Below are 17,469 nucleotides of genomic sequence, written 5' to 3' on the forward strand. Positions count from 1 at the left end.
ATGACCAAGAATTTAGTAGAAGAATTACGTTGGCGTGGAATGATTCACGATATCATGCCTGGAACTGAAGAGCAATTACAAAATGAAATGACAACTGCCTATATCGGTTTCGATCCAACATCTGATTCGTTACATATTGGTAGTTTGGTGCCAATTATTTTATTGGTACATATAGAAAAAGCAGGGCATCAACCTATTGCTTTAGTGGGAGGAGCTACAGGAATGATAGGTGATCCTTCAGGAAAATCTGATGAACGTAATCTGTTGAATGAAGAAACATTGGCAAAAAACGTTGCTGGAATAAAAAGAACTCTTGGACGTTTTTTGAATTTTGATAATGGAAAAGAAAACTCTCCAATATTGGTAAATAACTACGATTGGATGAAAGACTTTTCTTTCATTGAATTTGCACGTGATGTTGGTAAACGTATCACGGTAAATTATATGATGGCAAAAGATTCTGTAAAAAAACGTATCACAGGAGAAGCTGGTGGAGGAATGAGTTTTACCGAGTTCACATACCAATTAATACAAGGGTACGACTTCTATCATTTATACAAAGCATATAATTGTAAATTGCAAATGGGAGGTTCTGACCAATGGGGAAATATCACTACGGGTACAGAACTAGTCCGTAGAATGACTCCGGGTGAAGAAGCTAAGGCATTTGCGGCTACTTGTCCGTTAATTACGAAAGCTGATGGTTCAAAATTTGGAAAATCAGAAGGAGGAAATGTGTGGTTAGATGCCGATAAGACTTCAGTTTACAAGTTTTACCAATTTTGGTTAAATACGTCGGATGAAGATGCTGAAAAGTACATTAAAATATTTACGTTCTTAGACAAAGAAACTATTGAAACTTTAATTGCTGAACACAGAGAAGCACCACATCAAAGAATTTTACAGAAAAAATTAGCTGAAGAAGTTACAACTTTTGTACATTCAAAAGAAGAGTTAGATAAGGCAATAGCTGCATCAAATATTTTATTTGGTAAATCAACAGCAGATGATTTAAAGAGCTTAGATGAGCAAACTTTCTTAGATGTGTTTGACGGTGTTCCTCAAGCAGAAGTATCTTCTGAAGATATTAAAGAAGGTTTGGATATGATTGCTGCTTTAGCTGCAAAAACAAGCTTCCTAAAGTCGAACGGAGATGCCCGTAGAGCTTTAAAAGAAAGCTCTATATCTGTAAATAAAGAAAAGGTAGGCGAAGATTTTGTAATTACATCAAAAGATTTAATTGCAGGTAAGTACGTACTGTTACAAAGAGGTAAGAAGAACTATTTTCTATTAAAAGTACAATAGTTCTGTACTACATATATAAAAACAAAACCTTAAAAGAAGATACTTTTAAGGTTTTTTTGTGTTTACATTTAATAATAAACGTGGGGAAAATATTTTTAGGAAACAGCTTTAAAATCAAACGTTAAAGGACATCGCTTACAGTTTATCCCTTTCTTCTGATATTTATTACAACATTTACTTTTTGGTTTGATACAGTTAGAAGTACATACCGAATTGCAAGCTGTTAAATTTTGCGCTTTTTGTATAGGAACCACAGAGGTAACCTTCTTAGTACTAGTATAAAAAACAATCATTCTTCAAAAATTCGATGCAAATATAAATCTTTTATTTAGAATAAATTAAAATAAAAACATAATTTTTTCGATTGCGCAGCAAAAAGGATAGCAGTATCTTTGTAATCATAAATAAAACCTCTCTTTTTGTTAAAGAAAGTAAGCATATTTTTTCTTGTTGGATTGTACATGGTCGCCATGTTACGTCCCATAGCTCCTTTTGTTGAGTATGCAATAAACTATGATTATATATCAAAGGTTTTGTGTATCAATAAAGATAAGCCGGAGCTTGCCTGTAATGGAAAATGTCAGCTTATGAAAAAACTTGAAAAACAACAAGACGATGATTATAAATCGTTACGAATTTCAATGGAAGAATATCCAATAGGGTTTGTAACTATTTTAGATATTGAAACTCAAAAGCTTTTTTCATCGATATCGAAAAAGCATTTTAATTATAATAGAAACTATTTCTATTTATCTAGTGACAAGATATTCCACCCTCCTACAGTTTAAATTTTACATACCACTTTTTTTTCAACGCAAACAATTCAAAATTTTTGAATTGATATGTGTTGCTATATAATTATGTAAAAAAAATAAACTCAATTTTAATGAAAAATTTAGGATGGATGCTTTTTAGCATCTTCACTATAAGTGTGTCTGCACAACAAAAAAAAGACACAGTTAAGCAACAAATCATACAGTTAAACGAAGTGATTGTTAATGGAAAAATAAAAACGAATCCTGTTCATGCTACAGTAAAAAATGACTATCAAAAAAAGGTAATTCAACCTAAAAATGTAGCGGACTTGTTTTCTGAAATCAATGGATTTTCAGTTATAAAAAGGGGAAACTATGCGATGGATCCAACATTTAGAGGCGCTGCTTACGAACAGCTAAATGTTATGTACGATGGGGGTACTAAAGCAGTGAATGCTTGTCCTAGTAGGATGGATCCAATTACCACCCATATCATACCCGAAGAAATTTCAAAAATTGAAATTATCAAAGGCCCTTTTACGGTAAGATATGGGGCGACTTTTGGGGGAATTGTAAATATGGTTACCGAAAACCATAGATTGTTAGATGACGGATTTCATGGAAAATTTTCATCAGGTTATGAAACGAATGGGAATTCATTTGTAAATATGTTACAGTTACAACATGTTACCAACAAGTTTGATGTGGTAGGGAACGTTGGATATCGAAATTTTGGAGATTATAAAGATGGAAACAATACAGAAGTTCCTTCTTCATTTACCAGTACCGATTATGGTGTAAAGTTAGGGTATAATTTAACAGAGAGTCAGCGTTTACAAGCACACTGGCGTCAATCGTTTGGTAGAGACATAAAGCATGCTGCATTACCAATGGATACAGATTATGATAACAGCACAATTGTATCGTTAGATTATAAGGCAATAAACATTGGTAACACTTTAAAAACAATTACTACTAAAGGATTTTATAGTTATGTAGATCATTTAATGACGAATGAAGACCGCCCCAATTTTAATATGGTATATGCCTTGTCGCCAGTAAAATCTGAAACCACAGGAGGTAAAGTAGAGTTTGAATTAAATTTACATGATGATTTTAAGTTATTTGTAGGAAGTGATATCAATCATATAAAACGAGAAGGAAATCGTACTCGTACCATTAAAATGATGAATGGTACGATGCTACCAATACCAATGGTTAAAGTAGATAAGATTTGGCAAGATGCTTATATAAATGATGTAGGGGTATTTACCGAAGCAAAATTTAATTTAGCTCCTAAAACCGTTTTAACTACTGGGGCTCGTGTTGATATTGTAAAAGCAAATGCAAAAGATTTAGAAGCTGATTTCGCAGCAATGTATCCAATAGTGAAAACTCATGAAACTAATGTAAGTGGTAACATTTCATTAAAGCATGCATTTTCTAAGAAAGCAATTCTTGAAGCTGCTTTTGGTAGAGGAGTTCGAACAGCTAGTATGGCCGAACGTTATATCAATCATTTTACAATAGGGTCAGATTCTTATGAATATTTGGGGAATCCATTGTTAAAACCAGAGATAAATAATCAGTTTGAATTAGGCTTAAAAGGAAAAATTGGGTTGAGCAAAAGTTTACAATTACACTATCAAACATCCGTATTTTACTCAATCTTTGAAGATTATATTTCCGCGGTGGTAGATCCAACAATTCCAAGAAAGTTTATGCCAACAATGCAACCTCAATATACAAAAGTGTTTACTAATATAGAAAATGCTACCAAAAAAGGGTTTGAAATTGTAGTAAAGTTAGAATTGTTAAATGATTACTATCTACAGACTGAGACAGCATATGTAAAAACAAAAAATAAAGATTTTAATGAATCACTACCATTAAATCCGCCTTTTACTTCAAAAATTTCTATAGGGGTAGATAAAGAAAGTTATTGGGCAAAAATGCAGTACAATATTGTATCAAAACAAGAAAATATAGCTCCTTCTTTTGGAGAAACCGAAACAGCAGGTTATCAAATTCTAGATGTAAAACTAGGAGTAAAACCTATTAAGAGAGTTACTATAGGAGTGGCTTGTTTAAATGTGTTTGATAAAACGTACACAAACCACTTAAATTTTGCTTATAAAAACCAATCGGGTTTACCAATGTCAAAAATCAATGAATCTGGAAGGAATTTCACAGCCTTTTTACAGTATAAATTTTAATTTTAATGTAAGGTTGCTTAATTTTGATGACCAATCAGAGAAATTAATCATTAAAATAATAGTATGAAGAAATCAATTTTATCAGTTATAGTATTTGTTGTAGCACTTGTGTTTTCTAATGAAGTAGCGGCTCAAAAATTTGCAAGTTTAGATAAAAGTCCAATGGATGCCTCAACGTACCCTGCGATTTATAGAGTTTCTGATAAAAAGGTAAAAGTTATTTATGGACGCCCACAGTTAAAAAAAAGATCATTAGCAAAACTAGCTCCAACTGGAAAAGTATGGAGAACAGGAGCCAATGAAGCTACTGAAATTACATTCTATAAAGATGTTACTTTTGGAGGAAAAGACGTAAAAGCAGGAACCTATACGTTGTTTACCATTCCAGGAGAAAAAGAATGGACTGTTATTTTAAATACAGCAGTAAATGTATGGGGTGCCTTTTCTTACAACGAATCGGATGATGTTGTACGTGTAACAGGAAAAGTTTCCAAAGTAGCAAAACCTATAGAGGTTTTCTCTATTGCTTTTGAAGGAGAAGAGGATATTTTTAATATGTATTTAGGATGGGGTAATGTTGTAGTTACTGTACCTGTTAAAGGATAAAAACTTTTATAAATATTTAATGAAAGCATAACCAATTTGGTTATGCTTTTTTATTTTAAAGTAATATTATTCTACTAGTTTGTATTTTAACTCAATACTAGGTTCCATTTGATATGTAAATATTATTGAGCTAAAAAGAAAGGGGTGCTCAATTCCCATTTCTAAAGGTATTGTTAAAGATGATTCATTTTTTGTTAGCCAAATATCTTCATAAACATGCACTAGGGTGTCAAGTACTAGATAATTGTATTGCTCAATATTTAATGGTTTAATCACTACTTCTTTATCAGAAAGTTGACTAGGTACTGAGTTTTTGGCTGTGTTAGAAAGGATAGCTTTTCTAACATCAACAATGGTGTCAATTTCTTTAGATGTATGTTCAGAGTTAGTAGTTGAATTGGCTGATAGACTCATCTTTACCAGCACATTTTCAGGAATTAAAGTAACTTCTTCTGATAGTTGAGGTAATAAATTGAATACAATGGGAACATAGCATTCTCTGTATAGTAAGGCATCTAATGTTTCACTAAAAAGAATATGATACTTTTCAGCTTCAGGGATTTTGAAAGTAACAGCATCAGCAGTATAGTAGTTTGTTATGTAATTGGTAAGCTCCAGTTTTTGAATAAGGTTTTTGGCATACTCTAAAGATTTATCATTAATCTCTAGTAATGAAAACTGAACTTCTTCAGGACTAAAAAGAGGCGCAATCAAAGTAACAAATGGAGCATAGGGTCCGCAACCAGCATAAAAAACATGAATAATTTCATTAGGGTGGCTTTGTAGCTTGTCTTTAATGGCGGTTACTATAGCCTTTAAAAACTTCACAGTTCTTTTATAATCCAGTAAACACTGTGCTGCATGATTCAATCCCAGTGCTTTTCCTTTTGCTGTTGTTACAGCAGCAAGATGCTCTATATCATTATCAAATCCAGTTAGCTGAGTGAGTTCTTGAAAATAAGAATGTATTTCATTAATTAAGCTTTCTACTTCAGTTTGTTGAGTGGTGCTTTCGAGTAGCATTAATACTTTCTCTTTAAGATCTATAGCAGTTGCATTTTTGTTCATAGCTGATTAATAGATGGTTTTTAGGTTAGTTTTCGATCTAAAAATAGAATAATCGTAGTTATTAATGAAGTGAAGACTTTCTTATTTTTAAAATTAGGGTGTTCTTGAACAGGATAAAAATATATGGATGCTTTCTACTTCCAAACAATAACTGTAAATTTGCGTCCTTTAAAACAAGAAGTTACAAATGCAGTACAATCATCAAGAAATAGAACGTAAGTGGCAAGAATTTTGGGCAAATAACCAAACATTTAAAGCCAGTAACAATTCTGATAAACCAAAATATTATGTGTTAGATATGTTTCCTTATCCTTCAGGAGCTGGATTGCACGTTGGGCATCCATTAGGATATATCGCATCTGATATTTATGCACGTTACAAGCGTCATAAAGGGTTTAATGTATTGCATCCACAAGGATATGATTCTTTTGGATTACCTGCTGAACAATATGCGATTCAAACAGGACAGCATCCAGCAATTACGACCGAAACAAATATCAAAACATACCGTGGTCAGTTAGACAAAATCGGATTTTCATTTGATTGGTCTCGCGAAGTACGTACTTCAAATCCTGAGTACTACAAATGGACACAGTGGATTTTTATCCAATTGTTCAACTCTTGGTATAATAAAGATACTGATAAAGCAGAAGATATTGCAACCTTAGTAGCTACCTTTGAAGCAGAAGGAAACGCGAATGTGAATGCGGTTTCTGATGAAGATGTACAGCAATTTTCTGCGGAAGAGTGGAAGAACTTCTCAGCAACAAAACAACTAGAAATATTATTACAATACCGTTTAACCTTTTTATCGGATACCGAAGTAAACTGGTGTCCAGCTTTAGGAACGGTATTAGCAAACGATGAAATTGTAAACGGAGTTTCAGAACGTGGAGGACATCCAGTAATTCGTAAAAAAATGACCCAGTGGTCTATGCGAATTTCTGCCTACGCACAACGTTTATTAGACGGTTTAGAAACTATCGATTGGCCTCAACCGTTAAAAGATAGCCAAACCAACTGGATTGGTCGTTCACAAGGGGCGATGGTTTCTTTTGATGTGGATGGACACGATGCTAAAATAGATGTGTTTACTACACGTCCTGATACTATTTTCGGAGTGTCTTTTATGACCTTAGCTCCAGAACACGATTTAGTGGCACAAATTACTACTGCTGAACAAAAAGAGGCAGTTGAAGCTTATATAGATGCGACGTCAAAACGTTCTGAACGTGATCGTATGGCAGATGTAAAAACTATTTCAGGAGTGTTTACTGGTGCCTATGCATTACATCCATTTACAGGAAAACAAGTACCCATTTGGATTGGTGATTATGTATTAGCAAGTTACGGTACAGGGGCTGTTATGGCGGTACCATGTGGTGACCAACGTGATTACGATTTTGCAAAACACTTCGGATTAGAGATTCCAAACATTTTTGCAGATGTTGATATTTCTGAAAAAGCAAATGATGCTAAAGAAGGAATCAAATTAGCGAATTCTGATTTCTTAGATGGTTTAAACTATAACAAAGGAATGAAAACCGTGATTTACGAACTAGAAAAACGCGGTTTTGGTTACGGAAAAATAAACTATCGTTTACGCGATGCAGTATTCAGTCGTCAACGCTACTGGGGAGAACCATTCCCGGTATACTACAAAGACGAAATGCCGCAAATGATTGATGCAAAGCATTTACCAATTGTATTACCTGAAGTTGAAAAATACTTACCTACTGAAGACGGAAAACCACCATTAGGAAACGCTGAGGTTTGGGCATGGGACACAACAACAAATACTGTTGTTGAAAATACTAAGATTGACAACGAAACTGTTTTCCCACTAGAGTTAAATTCAATGCCAGGGTGGGCAGGAAGTTCTTGGTACTTTAACCGCTATATGGATTCGAATAACGAAGGAGAATTTGTAAGTAAGGAAGCGGTTGACTATTGGAAAGAAGTAGATTTATATATCGGAGGTTCTGAACATGCAACAGGACATTTATTATATGAACGTTTTTGGCAAAAATTCTTATTTGATAGAGGTTTCTTACCTGTTGATGAATTTGCTAAAAAACTCATCAACCAAGGAATGATTTTAGGAACTTCTGCTTTTGTATATAGAGTTGAAGGAACAAATACGTTTGTTTCTAAAGGATTGATTGGAGATAAAATAGTGCAACCTATTCATGCTGATGTTTCGTTAGTAAATTCTTCTGATGAATTAGATATTGAAGGATTCAAAAATCATCCGTTAAATATTGATTTTAAAGATGCAGAATTCATTTTAGAGGATGGTAAATACATTGTAGGTCGAGAAGTTGAAAAAATGTCGAAGTCGAAGTACAACGTAGTAAACCCAGATTTGATTTGTGAAGAGTATGGAGCCGATAGTTTACGTTTATTCGAAATGTTCTTAGGTCCGTTAGAGCAAACCAAGCCTTGGAAAACTTCAGGGATTTCAGGAGTATATTCTTTCCTAAAGAAATTATGGAAATTATTTGCTGATGAAAATGGTATCAATGTTTCAGACACAGCACCAACTAAAGAGGAATTAAAAACCTTACATAAAACGATTAAGAAAGTAGAAGAAGATATTGAGAACTTCTCGTTCAACACGTCAGTTTCTACTTTTATGATTGCGGTGAATGAGTTATCGGCCTTAAAATGTAACAAACGTAGTATTTTAGAACCATTGTTAGTATTGATTTCTCCGTATGCTCCTCATATTGCAGAAGAATTATGGAGTCAGTTAGGACATGCCGAATCTATTTCAACTGTAGCTTTCCCAAAATTTGAAGAAAAGCATTTGGTTGAAAGTTCTAAGAACTATCCAGTTTCTTTCAATGGTAAAATGCGATTTACGTTAGAGTTACCGTTAGATATGAGCAAAGATGAAATTGAAAAAACGGTAATGGCACACGAAAAAACACAACAACAATTACAAGGAAGAAAACCGAAAAAAGTGATTGTTGTTCCAGGTAAAATTATTAACATTGTCGGCTAATAATAACAATTTAAATATTTAATTAAATGAAAAAGATTTTTAAAATTAGCTATGCAGTTTTAGTATGTTTAACATTAGTAATGAGCAGTTGCTCTGACAGTGATAATGATCCGTCAGGAATAGCTGAAACTAACTTGTCAGGGAAAGTATACGGAGTAAGTTTCAGTGCAAAAGGAGGAAAAGCGTTTACATCTGGTGATAAAATTTCAGTAAACATTACCAATATTGAAGCTGATTGTACTTCTTCAATATTTGATTATGAAATTGCTATCTCTACATACATACCTGCGGAGGTTGGAGTTTACAATGATGTAAATGTAGTATTTGAAAAAGAAGGAGAAACACCTTTAAATTTTTTAGGTGCTAACGTTGAAGTTTTAAGTATTGCAAATGATGAGATTACTTTAAAGGTAAAAGCAAATTCAAGTGCTGATAATACTGTAGAAGGACTTTTTAAAGTTGCTTATTGCCAAGAATAATTTAATAAGGCATAAAAAAATATAAAAAGCTATTGTTATATAACAATAGCTTTTTTTTAATGATTAACTTAGTATATAAGCAATATTAGATATATAATTTTATAGTACGATCCAAAAACTTTTCTCAAATTTGCTTTCCAAAAAAAAAATAAATATGAAAAAAGTATCCCTTAACAACACTTGGTTCTTTGCAATAATTCCAATTGGAATCTTCATTTTTGTAGCACTTCCACAGTTACAAAATACTTATGAATCGTTTCATAAAAGAGAAATGGAAATGCAACAGAGTATGCGAGAACTAGATTCATTGCAACAGCTTACAAATCCTACAAGAAAAGATTTAAACAACATTAAGCGTCTTGAAATTAGTGTTCCAATTCATCAGTTAAGCATAGAAAAACAGCGATATATTTACTATAAAACAGGAGGAATGCTAGCTGTATTAGCTTTTATGTTTATCGGTATGTTTGGCTCTAGTTATTGGGCACAAAGAAAGAAAAAATCATCAAGTAATAAACAAATAGAATTTTCTTTTGGTGACTTTACAACCGATGCCATTGGGCAACATATTTCTTGGAATGCACTTAAAGGTTCAGGGAGCAATTTTTTAAGTGAACGATTACGAAAAACAGCTTTTGGATACAAAATTACTTCCAGTTCATATATGAAGTTTGTAGCTTGGAGTTTCTTTTTAATGGGTTTAAACTATGTAGCTTGGTCATTTATAGAGTTTTTTGAGTTTTCAAAAGAACCCTTAACATTTATGCATGGTGGAAAATTATTTTTTACTTCAGGAGGCTCTTTTTTATTAGTGGGAGGATTTTTATTGACTTCTTTTGGAGCTACCACCTATATAAACTCACAAAAAAGAAAAGTTTTAGTTGATGGTAAAACAATACCTTTTCAACAATTATACGCCTTACAAGTATTGTCAAAATTTGTAGAAGGCAATAAGTCTGGAGGTTACTACTGTTATGAGTTAAATGTAGTAACTCAACAAGGAGAACGTTATAACTTATTAAATCATGGAGATAAAGAGTATTTGTTGAGTGATATGGTGAAAATAAGTAGGCTTTTAAAGATTCCTGTGTGGAATAGAAATGTGGCGTAAAGAAATTTTAAAGATTTAGTAAACTTTTACTAATTTACACTCAAATAATAAAAAGGGGTTTGGTAAAAAATTTGTCGTGTAAAAAAAGAGTATCTAATGCGTGCTATTTTTCTTCGGTTGATGATATTGCTGAAGAAGTTTGGCAAGAACTTCAGTGTGAAGGTAATTTGTACTTTCAGCCAAAATATTTAGCAGCTTTAGAAAAAGGGAATCCACAAATACAGTTTGCTTATGTTTTACTGTTAGATGATGCTAAGAAAGCAGTAGCATTGGCTACAATTCAAGTAATCGATTTTCATTTAGATAGTGTTCAAAACAATTTACAATCAGTTGTTGAATGGGTTAGGTGCATGGGAAGAAGATTACACTTGCTATCATCACAAAAACCGTTTAAAATACTTACCTGCGGAAATACTTTTGTAAGTGGAGAGCACGGAATTTTTATCAAGTCTGATCAAGATAAAAAACAAATAGTACAACAACTTGCCAAGGCAATTGTAGCTTTTGAAAAAGATATTTCAGAAGAACCTATTGATGCTTTTATGTTGAAAGATTTTGTCAATGAATCGCTTTTTATAACGGATACTTTATACGATGTAAGTTATAATTCGTTTAATGTAGATCCTAATATGGTATTAACACTAGGAGATGATTGGGATACATTTGATGATTATTTAGCCGTTTTAAAAACAAAATTTAGGGTAAAAGCCAGAAAAGCGATAAAACAAAGTGCTCATTTGCGAATTGAAGATGTTCAAATTGATGAGATAGCGCAATTATTGCCTAAAATGACGTTATTGTATAAGACAGTATCCAACAAAGCGAGTTTTAATTTAGGGGATTTTAATTTAGAGACCTATAAGTTTTTAAAGGAAAACTTGAAAGAAAATTATTTTATTAGAGCGTATTGGTTGGAGGATAAGTTGGTAGGTTTTCTATCAGGAATCATGAATCAGAACTCATTGGATGCACATTTTGTTGGAATAGATTATCAATATAACAAGACCTATGCAATTTATCAGAGAATGTTGTACGATTATATTTCTTTAGCAATAGAGCAAAAGGTAAAGATGATAAACTTTGGTAGAACAGCAAGTGAGATAAAAAGTTCAGTAGGAGCGGTTCCTCAAGATTTAACTATTTATTTGCGTCATAAAAAGAGCATACCTAATAGAATCTTAAGCTTATTTTTAAAACGAATTCAACCTACAGAGTTCAGTTTAAAAAAACCTTTTAAACTAGAAGTAGTATAAAGAAATAAAACCTCTTTATTGTAATTAATACATGAAAAACACACAAGAATTATTAAATATACTTACCCTTGATGATATAGGAAATGGTAATTTTAATGGAGTAAGTAGAGATATAGGAAGCCCGAATGTTTTTGGTGGACAAGTACTGGCACAAGCATTAAATGCAGCATATAGAACAACCCCAGAAGAACGTATTTTACACTCATTACATTCGTATTTTTTAGAAGCAGGAAACTTAGAGTTGCCAATTACGTATAATGTACAAACAATTCGTGATGGAGGTAGTTTTTCTACCCGAAGAGTTACTGCACACCAAAAGGATAAAACTATTTTTATTCTGGCTTGTTCTTTTCATAAAAGGGAAGAAGGATATGAGCATCAAATGCCCATCAAAAAAGACATAAGACAGCCTGAAGAATTGTTGAGTTGGACAGATATGTTAGATAGATTTGGTGATTTTTTACCAAAAAAGATGAAAGCTTTTTTAAGTATAGAACGCCCAATAGATTTTAAACCGGTACAACCAGGAAATCCGCTTGAAAGAAAAGATTTGCCACCAGTTGTTGATGTTTGGTTTAAATTAAAAGGAGAAGCGAGGGACTTACCATTATCAATTAAGCAACAAATCTTAACGTACATTTCAGACTATAATATTTTAACTGCTTGTTTAAATCCAAATGCAAGTGTAGCTAATTTTGGAAATACACAAATGGCAAGCTTAGACCACTCCATGTGGTTTTACCGTGATTTTGATTTTGATGATTGGATGTTGTTCTCGGTTGAAAGCCCCAATACTTATGGCGCTCGAGGTTTTGCTTGTGGAAATATTTATACAAGAAAGGGTGAGCTTATAGCTTCGGTAGCTCAAGAAGGTTTAATGAGACCGATGAAAAAGAAGTAGAAGTTCGTATATATGAAATAAAAAAGCCGAGTTTAAAACTCGGCTTTTTTATGTTGTTTGATTAAGCTTCTATTTCAACAGCTTTTGTGCTTATATGAAATTCTTGGTAAGTTTCTAATAAACTCATCAATCCAGAAACTAAATCTTGTGTTTCAATCAAAATACTAAAGTATAAAGTAGTATTTTTAGGACTTGTTTCATCTGTTCTAATTCGTTCTACTTGTTTTTCAATAGACTTTGATACATCTTTTAATAATTCTTTCTTCTCGTTAATGATATGTTCTAAATTATCAAAACTTCTAGCCTCAAAAGTATTACTAATATCATCTAATAATTTAGAAAGGGTGTTGTCAATACTTTTTAGGTCTTTAATTTGTCCTTTTTTAAGGTTTTTATGATTGTTATTTACGTGCTTGTAGGTAGCTCTAGAAATATAACTAATAGATTGTGCTACGTCTTGTAAATACCCTAAAATTAAAATATAGAACCTACTTGCTTGTACCGAAGTATCATCTAGAGATTTAATGAAATAGAATACACCATCTTTCAAGCTATCAATTTCATCATTTAATTTGGTAACATGCTTATCCGTTTTACGCAATTTTACTAAATCGTGTGTAGCCAAATCATTAACAACACTTGAATATAATTTGTTAACACGTTGTGCTACCCCTGCGATATGATCAGAACTTTCTTCAATTACTCCATTAATAGTAATTAACTCAGCTCTTTCCATGTGAATTTGCTTCTTTTCTTCTTTAGATTTTCTTCTGTGTATTAAGGTGTTTCTTCCAATTAAAAGCGCAACTACTAATAACAACACAGGAATCATTGTTTTATCCCAACTAATTAAATAAGCTACCACAGCTGAAGCAACGAATGCTACAAAAGCGGTTAAAAACCATCCTCCAATTACATTGATTACACCAGCAACTCTATACACAGCACTTTCACGTCCCCAAGCTCTATCAGCCAAAGAGGTACCCATTGCTACCATGAAAGTTACATAAGTAGTTGATAAAGGTAACTTCATTGAAGTTGCAATAGATATTAAAATACCAGCAACAATTAAGTTAACCGAAGCTCTTACTAAATCGAAAGCAGGCATTTCATAAGTTTTGTCTTTAGGTAGTTCAATTACTGGTTTTTGAAATTTAGAGTCGATAAAAGCTAAAGTTTTCTTAGGAAAAATAGCATTGATACCTAAATTAATTCCCATTGAAGTTCTAACAACAACTCTTGATAATGGGTTTGGTTGAAACTTCTCATGTCCATCACCTTGACGTGATAAATCAATTCCTGTTTTAATTACGTTTCTTGCTTTGCTAGAAGTCCATAAAGTAACTACCATAATGGCTCCTGCTAATAAAAGTAACCATACATTAGAAGGTACTTTTTTAGCTAATATTCCCATTGAAAAGGCGTCAGCAGCTACTCCTGAAACTTCCCAGGCTTGGTATGAGTTCCATGCTGCGATTGGTACCCCAATAAAGTTTACTAAGTCATTTCCTGAGAATGCCATTGCCAACGAGAAAGTACCAACTCCAATAATTACTTTTAAAATATTAACTTTAAAAAATTGGATTAAGACTTGTGATATAGCACTCCAGAAAACAAATCCTCCTGCAATAATAATTAAGGTATTACCTTCAATTAAGTGCTTTAAATCTTTATAAAAAGGAGTTCCTTTTAATCCTTTTACGAAGATAAAATAGGTAATTGCAGTAATTGCAAAACCACCAAACAAAGCGTTGATATAAGAAGCCCTTTTTTCGAAATTAAAAGAATAAATTAAACGAGAAAAGAACTGTACAATAGCTCCAACAGAAAAGGCAACTACTACCGAAAGGAGAATACCATTTATAATTTGAATGGCTTTTTTATGGTTGATATAATTCCAAATATCTGAAATAGACTGCGAATCATTAGCCGCAATTTTAATAAACGAAATACATACTGCAGCTCCTAATAATTCAAAAACGATAGATACCGTTGTTGAAGTAGGCATTCCTAATGAGTTAAAGATATCTAGTAATAAAATGTCTGTAATCATTACTGCCATAAAAATGAACATGATGTCTTGGAACATGAACATGCTCGGGTTAAAAATACCCTTACGAGCAACTTCCATCATACCGCTTGATGTTACAGCTCCCAAGAAAACTCCAACACTAGCAATTATCATAATATTTCTTACTTTAATTGCTTTAGAACCGATTGCTGAATTTAAAAAGTTAACAGCATCGTTACTAACTCCCACAACTAAGTCAACAACAGCTAAAACAGCTAAAGCGACTAACATCAAAATATATGGATCTCCCATTTTTTAGTATTTAATTTAAGTTTTGCAAATTTACTTACACAAGAATGCTCTTATGTTATGTTTATGTTATCATTTTAGAAATGAATATCTACTTGTAATCGATACATTAATTGGTTTGCAGCCGTTGGTATATCTAAATAACTAACATCGGTTTGAATCTTTAATTTATGTCCGACAATGTATTTTGATAACCCTAATGTATATTGATTTTCAATGTCTTTTCCTGTAATGTTTTTGTCCAATGCAATATTGGTATAACGCCCTGTTACTTCCCAGTTTTTAGCAAATAAATATCCCGATTGAAGGTTTAATCCACTTCCTACTTGTACTACATCACCCGTTGGAGTTCCATCAGAGTTTTTTGCAATAGGGTCTTTGGCATCTCTATAAGCATATTCCCCCATAAAAGAAAAACCTTTGTATTTAAACATGGCGTCGGCAAATATAGTAGTTATATTCGTTTCATAGTACCCAATATCATTTACCATGTAGGTACCTTGGTTACTTCTGTTTTTAACAGCATTATTGTTAAAATCGTAACTAGTACCTATGGCAAGCTTAGGAGTTTGTTCTCTTTTTAAATCACCTCCTTTATAATCTCCACCTCCTTCAAAATTACCAAAGGGTAAAAATTCTAAACGAGCGGTATATTGGTGTCCGCCAAGGTTTCCTACAGTAACATTTCTTCCTTCACCTTGTGCAAAAGAGAATGCTTCACGAACAATAAACTTATCTGATAAATTAAAATGGTGTCTTAATTGTAAGCCCATGTCTCTATCAATATTAAATCTGCTGTTTAGTAAAGATCGGTCAACAAGTTGCATGTTAGCTGAAGATATAACGCGTTCGCGGTTACCTGGTAGTTTAGTTTGTCCAAACCACAGTTCAAAATTTTGATGAAAATTCCATTTTACAACGGCATCTAAAATATATCTTGGAGCATTTCCAGTATGTTCTGAAGCTCCACTAATATCTTTATTAGATAAGCCAAGTTCTAATTTGTATTTTAATTTAGGCGAAAGCACAAACCCGTCAAATTTTAAACGGGCTCTTCTTACAAGCATTGATGAGGATGGATTGTATAATCCTTCTTTGTTAGAATCCCATTCAGCAGTAGCTAAAAATTGTACTCTAGCCCCCATGTTCATAGACCATGTGCTATCTTTTCCTATTAGGTTAAATAAACCTTTACCAAATTTTGGAGAGTTAGTTTGCTGTGCATTTGTATATGAAAATACAAACATACTTACTATGGTAAGTACTGTTTTACAGTTCATTAGAATATCGTTATTAGTTTTTGTCGCGGCAAATAACTAACACTAATGTTAAGTTAGTGTTAATTGAATATTAAAAAACTGCCTTAGAAAAAGGCAGTTTTAGGTAAGTCAAATAAATAGTCGACAAAAACTAATAAATTTATAATGACTGTACATCCTCTAGTAGAGGGAAGTCAAAATTACTGGCTTTTTCCGATACTAATATTAAGTGTAATTTAACAAACTGTTACCAAGGTAAATTTTAAGTTAACTTGGAGGGAGCTATATATAATCTGCTATTTTTTCTGGTCCTTCTAAAATGGTTCGCACAATTTGCATGGTTCCATTTTTATTTGTGATTAAATGCCACTTAATGAGTGTTATTTCATTGTTTTCAATTTCGAGACCAGTAATACATCTTGGATGCACGCAACTGCCATCATTAAAATGAGGCAATTCTTCGCATGAAGGAAACCTTGGACGATGCGTATGACCAGTAACAATCATTTGACGATTGTTTTTTTGAATCCATTTTTCTAATCGGTGTTCTACTTTTATTAGTCCTTTAAAGTTTTTTGCGGGGCTCGTAGGATCTTTAATCCCGTATATTTGAAGTGGGCGCCATAAAAAGCGAACTAAAAACCGGCTGAGTTTCCAAAAAGTATAATTAAACCAATCAGCTTGGTGACCGTGGAGTAGAAAGATTGATTTTCCGTCATGTTGAACTAATCGAATAGCTTCTGAAAAGGAAGCGTTAGGTAACAATTCTTTTTCTTTTCCATCGATAGTGTCGAGATAAGTACTTAGGTTTTTTGTTACATTTTTAGGGTTTTTATAATCCATATCATGGTTTCCCCAAATAAAATGTAGTTTGTTTTGCTGGTAAAATTCTTTAAGTAATAAGTAAATATCTTTATTAGCATTAAAAATGTTTTCAAATTTGTTTTCCCATAGTTCATCACCATCGCCTAATTCTATATAGGTAAATTCTTTTTGAAGATATTGAGATAGGGCATAATGGTATATTTTTCTATTATGCACAAAATCATCGGCAAAACTACTATCACCTCGATGACAATCAGAAAATATAATGTATCTAGACTTTTCGTTAAAAGGTAACTTTTTCGCTTCTCTAAAAGCTTTACTGATTCTACTGTTTGAAGAAAACATGTATACTAATTTTACTAGA

13 protein-coding genes are annotated in these 17,469 nt (G+C 32.7%); 9 read left to right on the forward strand and 4 right to left on the reverse strand.

The window, feature by feature from the left end; translation table 11 throughout:
* From tyrS to ACQY6M_RS05030, 4 genes are all read left to right on the forward strand, one after another.
* Entirely contained in the window at positions 1–1,305 is a 1,305-nt protein-coding gene (gene tyrS, locus ACQY6M_RS05015) for a tyrosine--tRNA ligase (protein ID WP_428743657.1), read from the forward strand.
* A 419-nt stretch (positions 1,306–1,724) separates the two neighbouring features.
* Positions 1,725–2,093, forward strand: coding sequence for a hypothetical protein (locus tag ACQY6M_RS05020; protein ID WP_428744921.1), 369 nt, complete (start codon positions 1,725–1,727; stop codon positions 2,091–2,093).
* Between the two features lie 98 nt (positions 2,094–2,191).
* Positions 2,192–4,276 (forward strand): TonB-dependent receptor domain-containing protein, encoded by a 2,085-nt coding sequence (locus ACQY6M_RS05025; protein WP_428743659.1) that lies wholly within the window; start codon positions 2,192–2,194, stop codon positions 4,274–4,276.
* 63 nt (positions 4,277–4,339) lie between these two features.
* On the forward strand, positions 4,340–4,882 hold the full coding sequence (locus ACQY6M_RS05030) for a DUF2911 domain-containing protein (protein WP_428743660.1): 543 nt from the start codon (positions 4,340–4,342) through the stop codon (positions 4,880–4,882).
* 66 nt (positions 4,883–4,948) lie between these two features.
* Here the strand turns inward: ACQY6M_RS05030 and ACQY6M_RS05035 are convergent, their stop codons facing one another.
* The gene (locus tag ACQY6M_RS05035; protein ID WP_428743661.1) at positions 4,949–5,950 is read right to left on the reverse strand and encodes a phytanoyl-CoA dioxygenase; all 1,002 of its coding nucleotides are present in this window, start codon (positions 5,948–5,950) and stop codon (positions 4,949–4,951) included.
* Positions 5,951–6,137: 187 nt separating this feature from the next.
* Between ACQY6M_RS05035 and leuS the strand changes: the two genes are divergently transcribed.
* From leuS to ACQY6M_RS05060, 5 genes are all read left to right on the forward strand, one after another.
* Positions 6,138–8,957, forward strand: a complete 2,820-nt coding sequence (gene leuS, locus ACQY6M_RS05040) for a leucine--tRNA ligase (protein WP_428744922.1) — start codon at positions 6,138–6,140, stop codon at positions 8,955–8,957.
* A gap of 26 nt (positions 8,958–8,983) precedes the next feature.
* Entirely contained in the window at positions 8,984–9,436 is a 453-nt protein-coding gene (locus ACQY6M_RS05045) for a hypothetical protein (RefSeq protein ID WP_428743663.1), read from the forward strand.
* A gap of 154 nt (positions 9,437–9,590) precedes the next feature.
* Positions 9,591–10,547 carry a hypothetical protein gene (locus ACQY6M_RS05050; RefSeq protein ID WP_428743664.1) on the forward strand — a complete coding sequence of 319 codons (957 nt, stop codon included), beginning with the start codon at positions 9,591–9,593 and terminating at the stop codon, positions 10,545–10,547.
* Positions 10,548–10,618: 71 nt separating this feature from the next.
* Positions 10,619–11,800, forward strand: coding sequence for a GNAT family N-acetyltransferase (locus tag ACQY6M_RS05055; protein ID WP_428743665.1), 1,182 nt, complete (start codon positions 10,619–10,621; stop codon positions 11,798–11,800).
* 31 nt (positions 11,801–11,831) lie between these two features.
* A complete protein-coding gene (locus ACQY6M_RS05060; RefSeq protein WP_428743666.1) occupies positions 11,832–12,701 on the forward strand; it encodes an acyl-CoA thioesterase in 870 nt (289 codons plus the stop codon).
* Positions 12,702–12,762: 61 nt separating this feature from the next.
* Here ACQY6M_RS05060 and ACQY6M_RS05065 read toward each other — a convergent pair whose 3' ends face one another.
* The 3 genes from ACQY6M_RS05065 to ACQY6M_RS05075 form a co-directional block, all read right to left on the reverse strand.
* A complete protein-coding gene (locus tag ACQY6M_RS05065; RefSeq protein ID WP_428743667.1) occupies positions 12,763–15,024 on the reverse strand; it encodes an inorganic phosphate transporter in 2,262 nt (753 codons plus the stop codon).
* A 74-nt stretch (positions 15,025–15,098) separates the two neighbouring features.
* Complete coding sequence (locus tag ACQY6M_RS05070; RefSeq protein WP_428743668.1) at positions 15,099–16,301, reverse strand: porin; 1,203 nt, start codon at positions 16,299–16,301, stop codon at positions 15,099–15,101.
* Between the two features lie 261 nt (positions 16,302–16,562).
* The gene (locus tag ACQY6M_RS05075) at positions 16,563–17,450 is read right to left on the reverse strand and encodes a metallophosphoesterase (RefSeq protein WP_428743669.1); all 888 of its coding nucleotides are present in this window, start codon (positions 17,448–17,450) and stop codon (positions 16,563–16,565) included.
* Positions 17,451–17,469 lie beyond the last annotated feature (19 nt).

It is taken from the genome of Tenacibaculum sp., assembly GCF_050290165.1.
Taxonomy (GTDB): Bacteria; Bacteroidota; Bacteroidia; order Flavobacteriales; family Flavobacteriaceae; genus Polaribacter.

Excerpts from the sequence above, each read along its gene's own strand:
- tyrS (WP_428743657.1), top strand. The coding sequence starts at position 1 with ATGACCAAGAATTTAGTAGAAGAATTACGTTGGCGTGGAATGATTCAC.
- ACQY6M_RS05025 (WP_428743659.1), top strand. The coding sequence starts at position 2,192 with ATGAAAAATTTAGGATGGATGCTTTTTAGCATCTTCACTATAAGTGTG.
- ACQY6M_RS05030 (WP_428743660.1), top strand. The coding sequence starts at position 4,340 with ATGAAGAAATCAATTTTATCAGTTATAGTATTTGTTGTAGCACTTGTG.
- ACQY6M_RS05035 (WP_428743661.1), bottom strand. The coding sequence starts at position 5,950 with ATGAACAAAAATGCAACTGCTATAGATCTTAAAGAGAAAGTATTAATG.
- leuS (WP_428744922.1), top strand. The coding sequence starts at position 6,138 with ATGCAGTACAATCATCAAGAAATAGAACGTAAGTGGCAAGAATTTTGG.
- ACQY6M_RS05045 (WP_428743663.1), top strand. The coding sequence starts at position 8,984 with ATGAAAAAGATTTTTAAAATTAGCTATGCAGTTTTAGTATGTTTAACA.
- ACQY6M_RS05050 (WP_428743664.1), top strand. The coding sequence starts at position 9,591 with ATGAAAAAAGTATCCCTTAACAACACTTGGTTCTTTGCAATAATTCCA.
- ACQY6M_RS05060 (WP_428743666.1), top strand. The coding sequence starts at position 11,832 with ATGAAAAACACACAAGAATTATTAAATATACTTACCCTTGATGATATA.
- ACQY6M_RS05065 (WP_428743667.1), bottom strand. The coding sequence starts at position 15,024 with ATGGGAGATCCATATATTTTGATGTTAGTCGCTTTAGCTGTTTTAGCT.
- ACQY6M_RS05070 (WP_428743668.1), bottom strand. The coding sequence starts at position 16,301 with ATGAACTGTAAAACAGTACTTACCATAGTAAGTATGTTTGTATTTTCA.
- ACQY6M_RS05075 (WP_428743669.1), bottom strand. The coding sequence starts at position 17,450 with ATGTTTTCTTCAAACAGTAGAATCAGTAAAGCTTTTAGAGAAGCGAAA.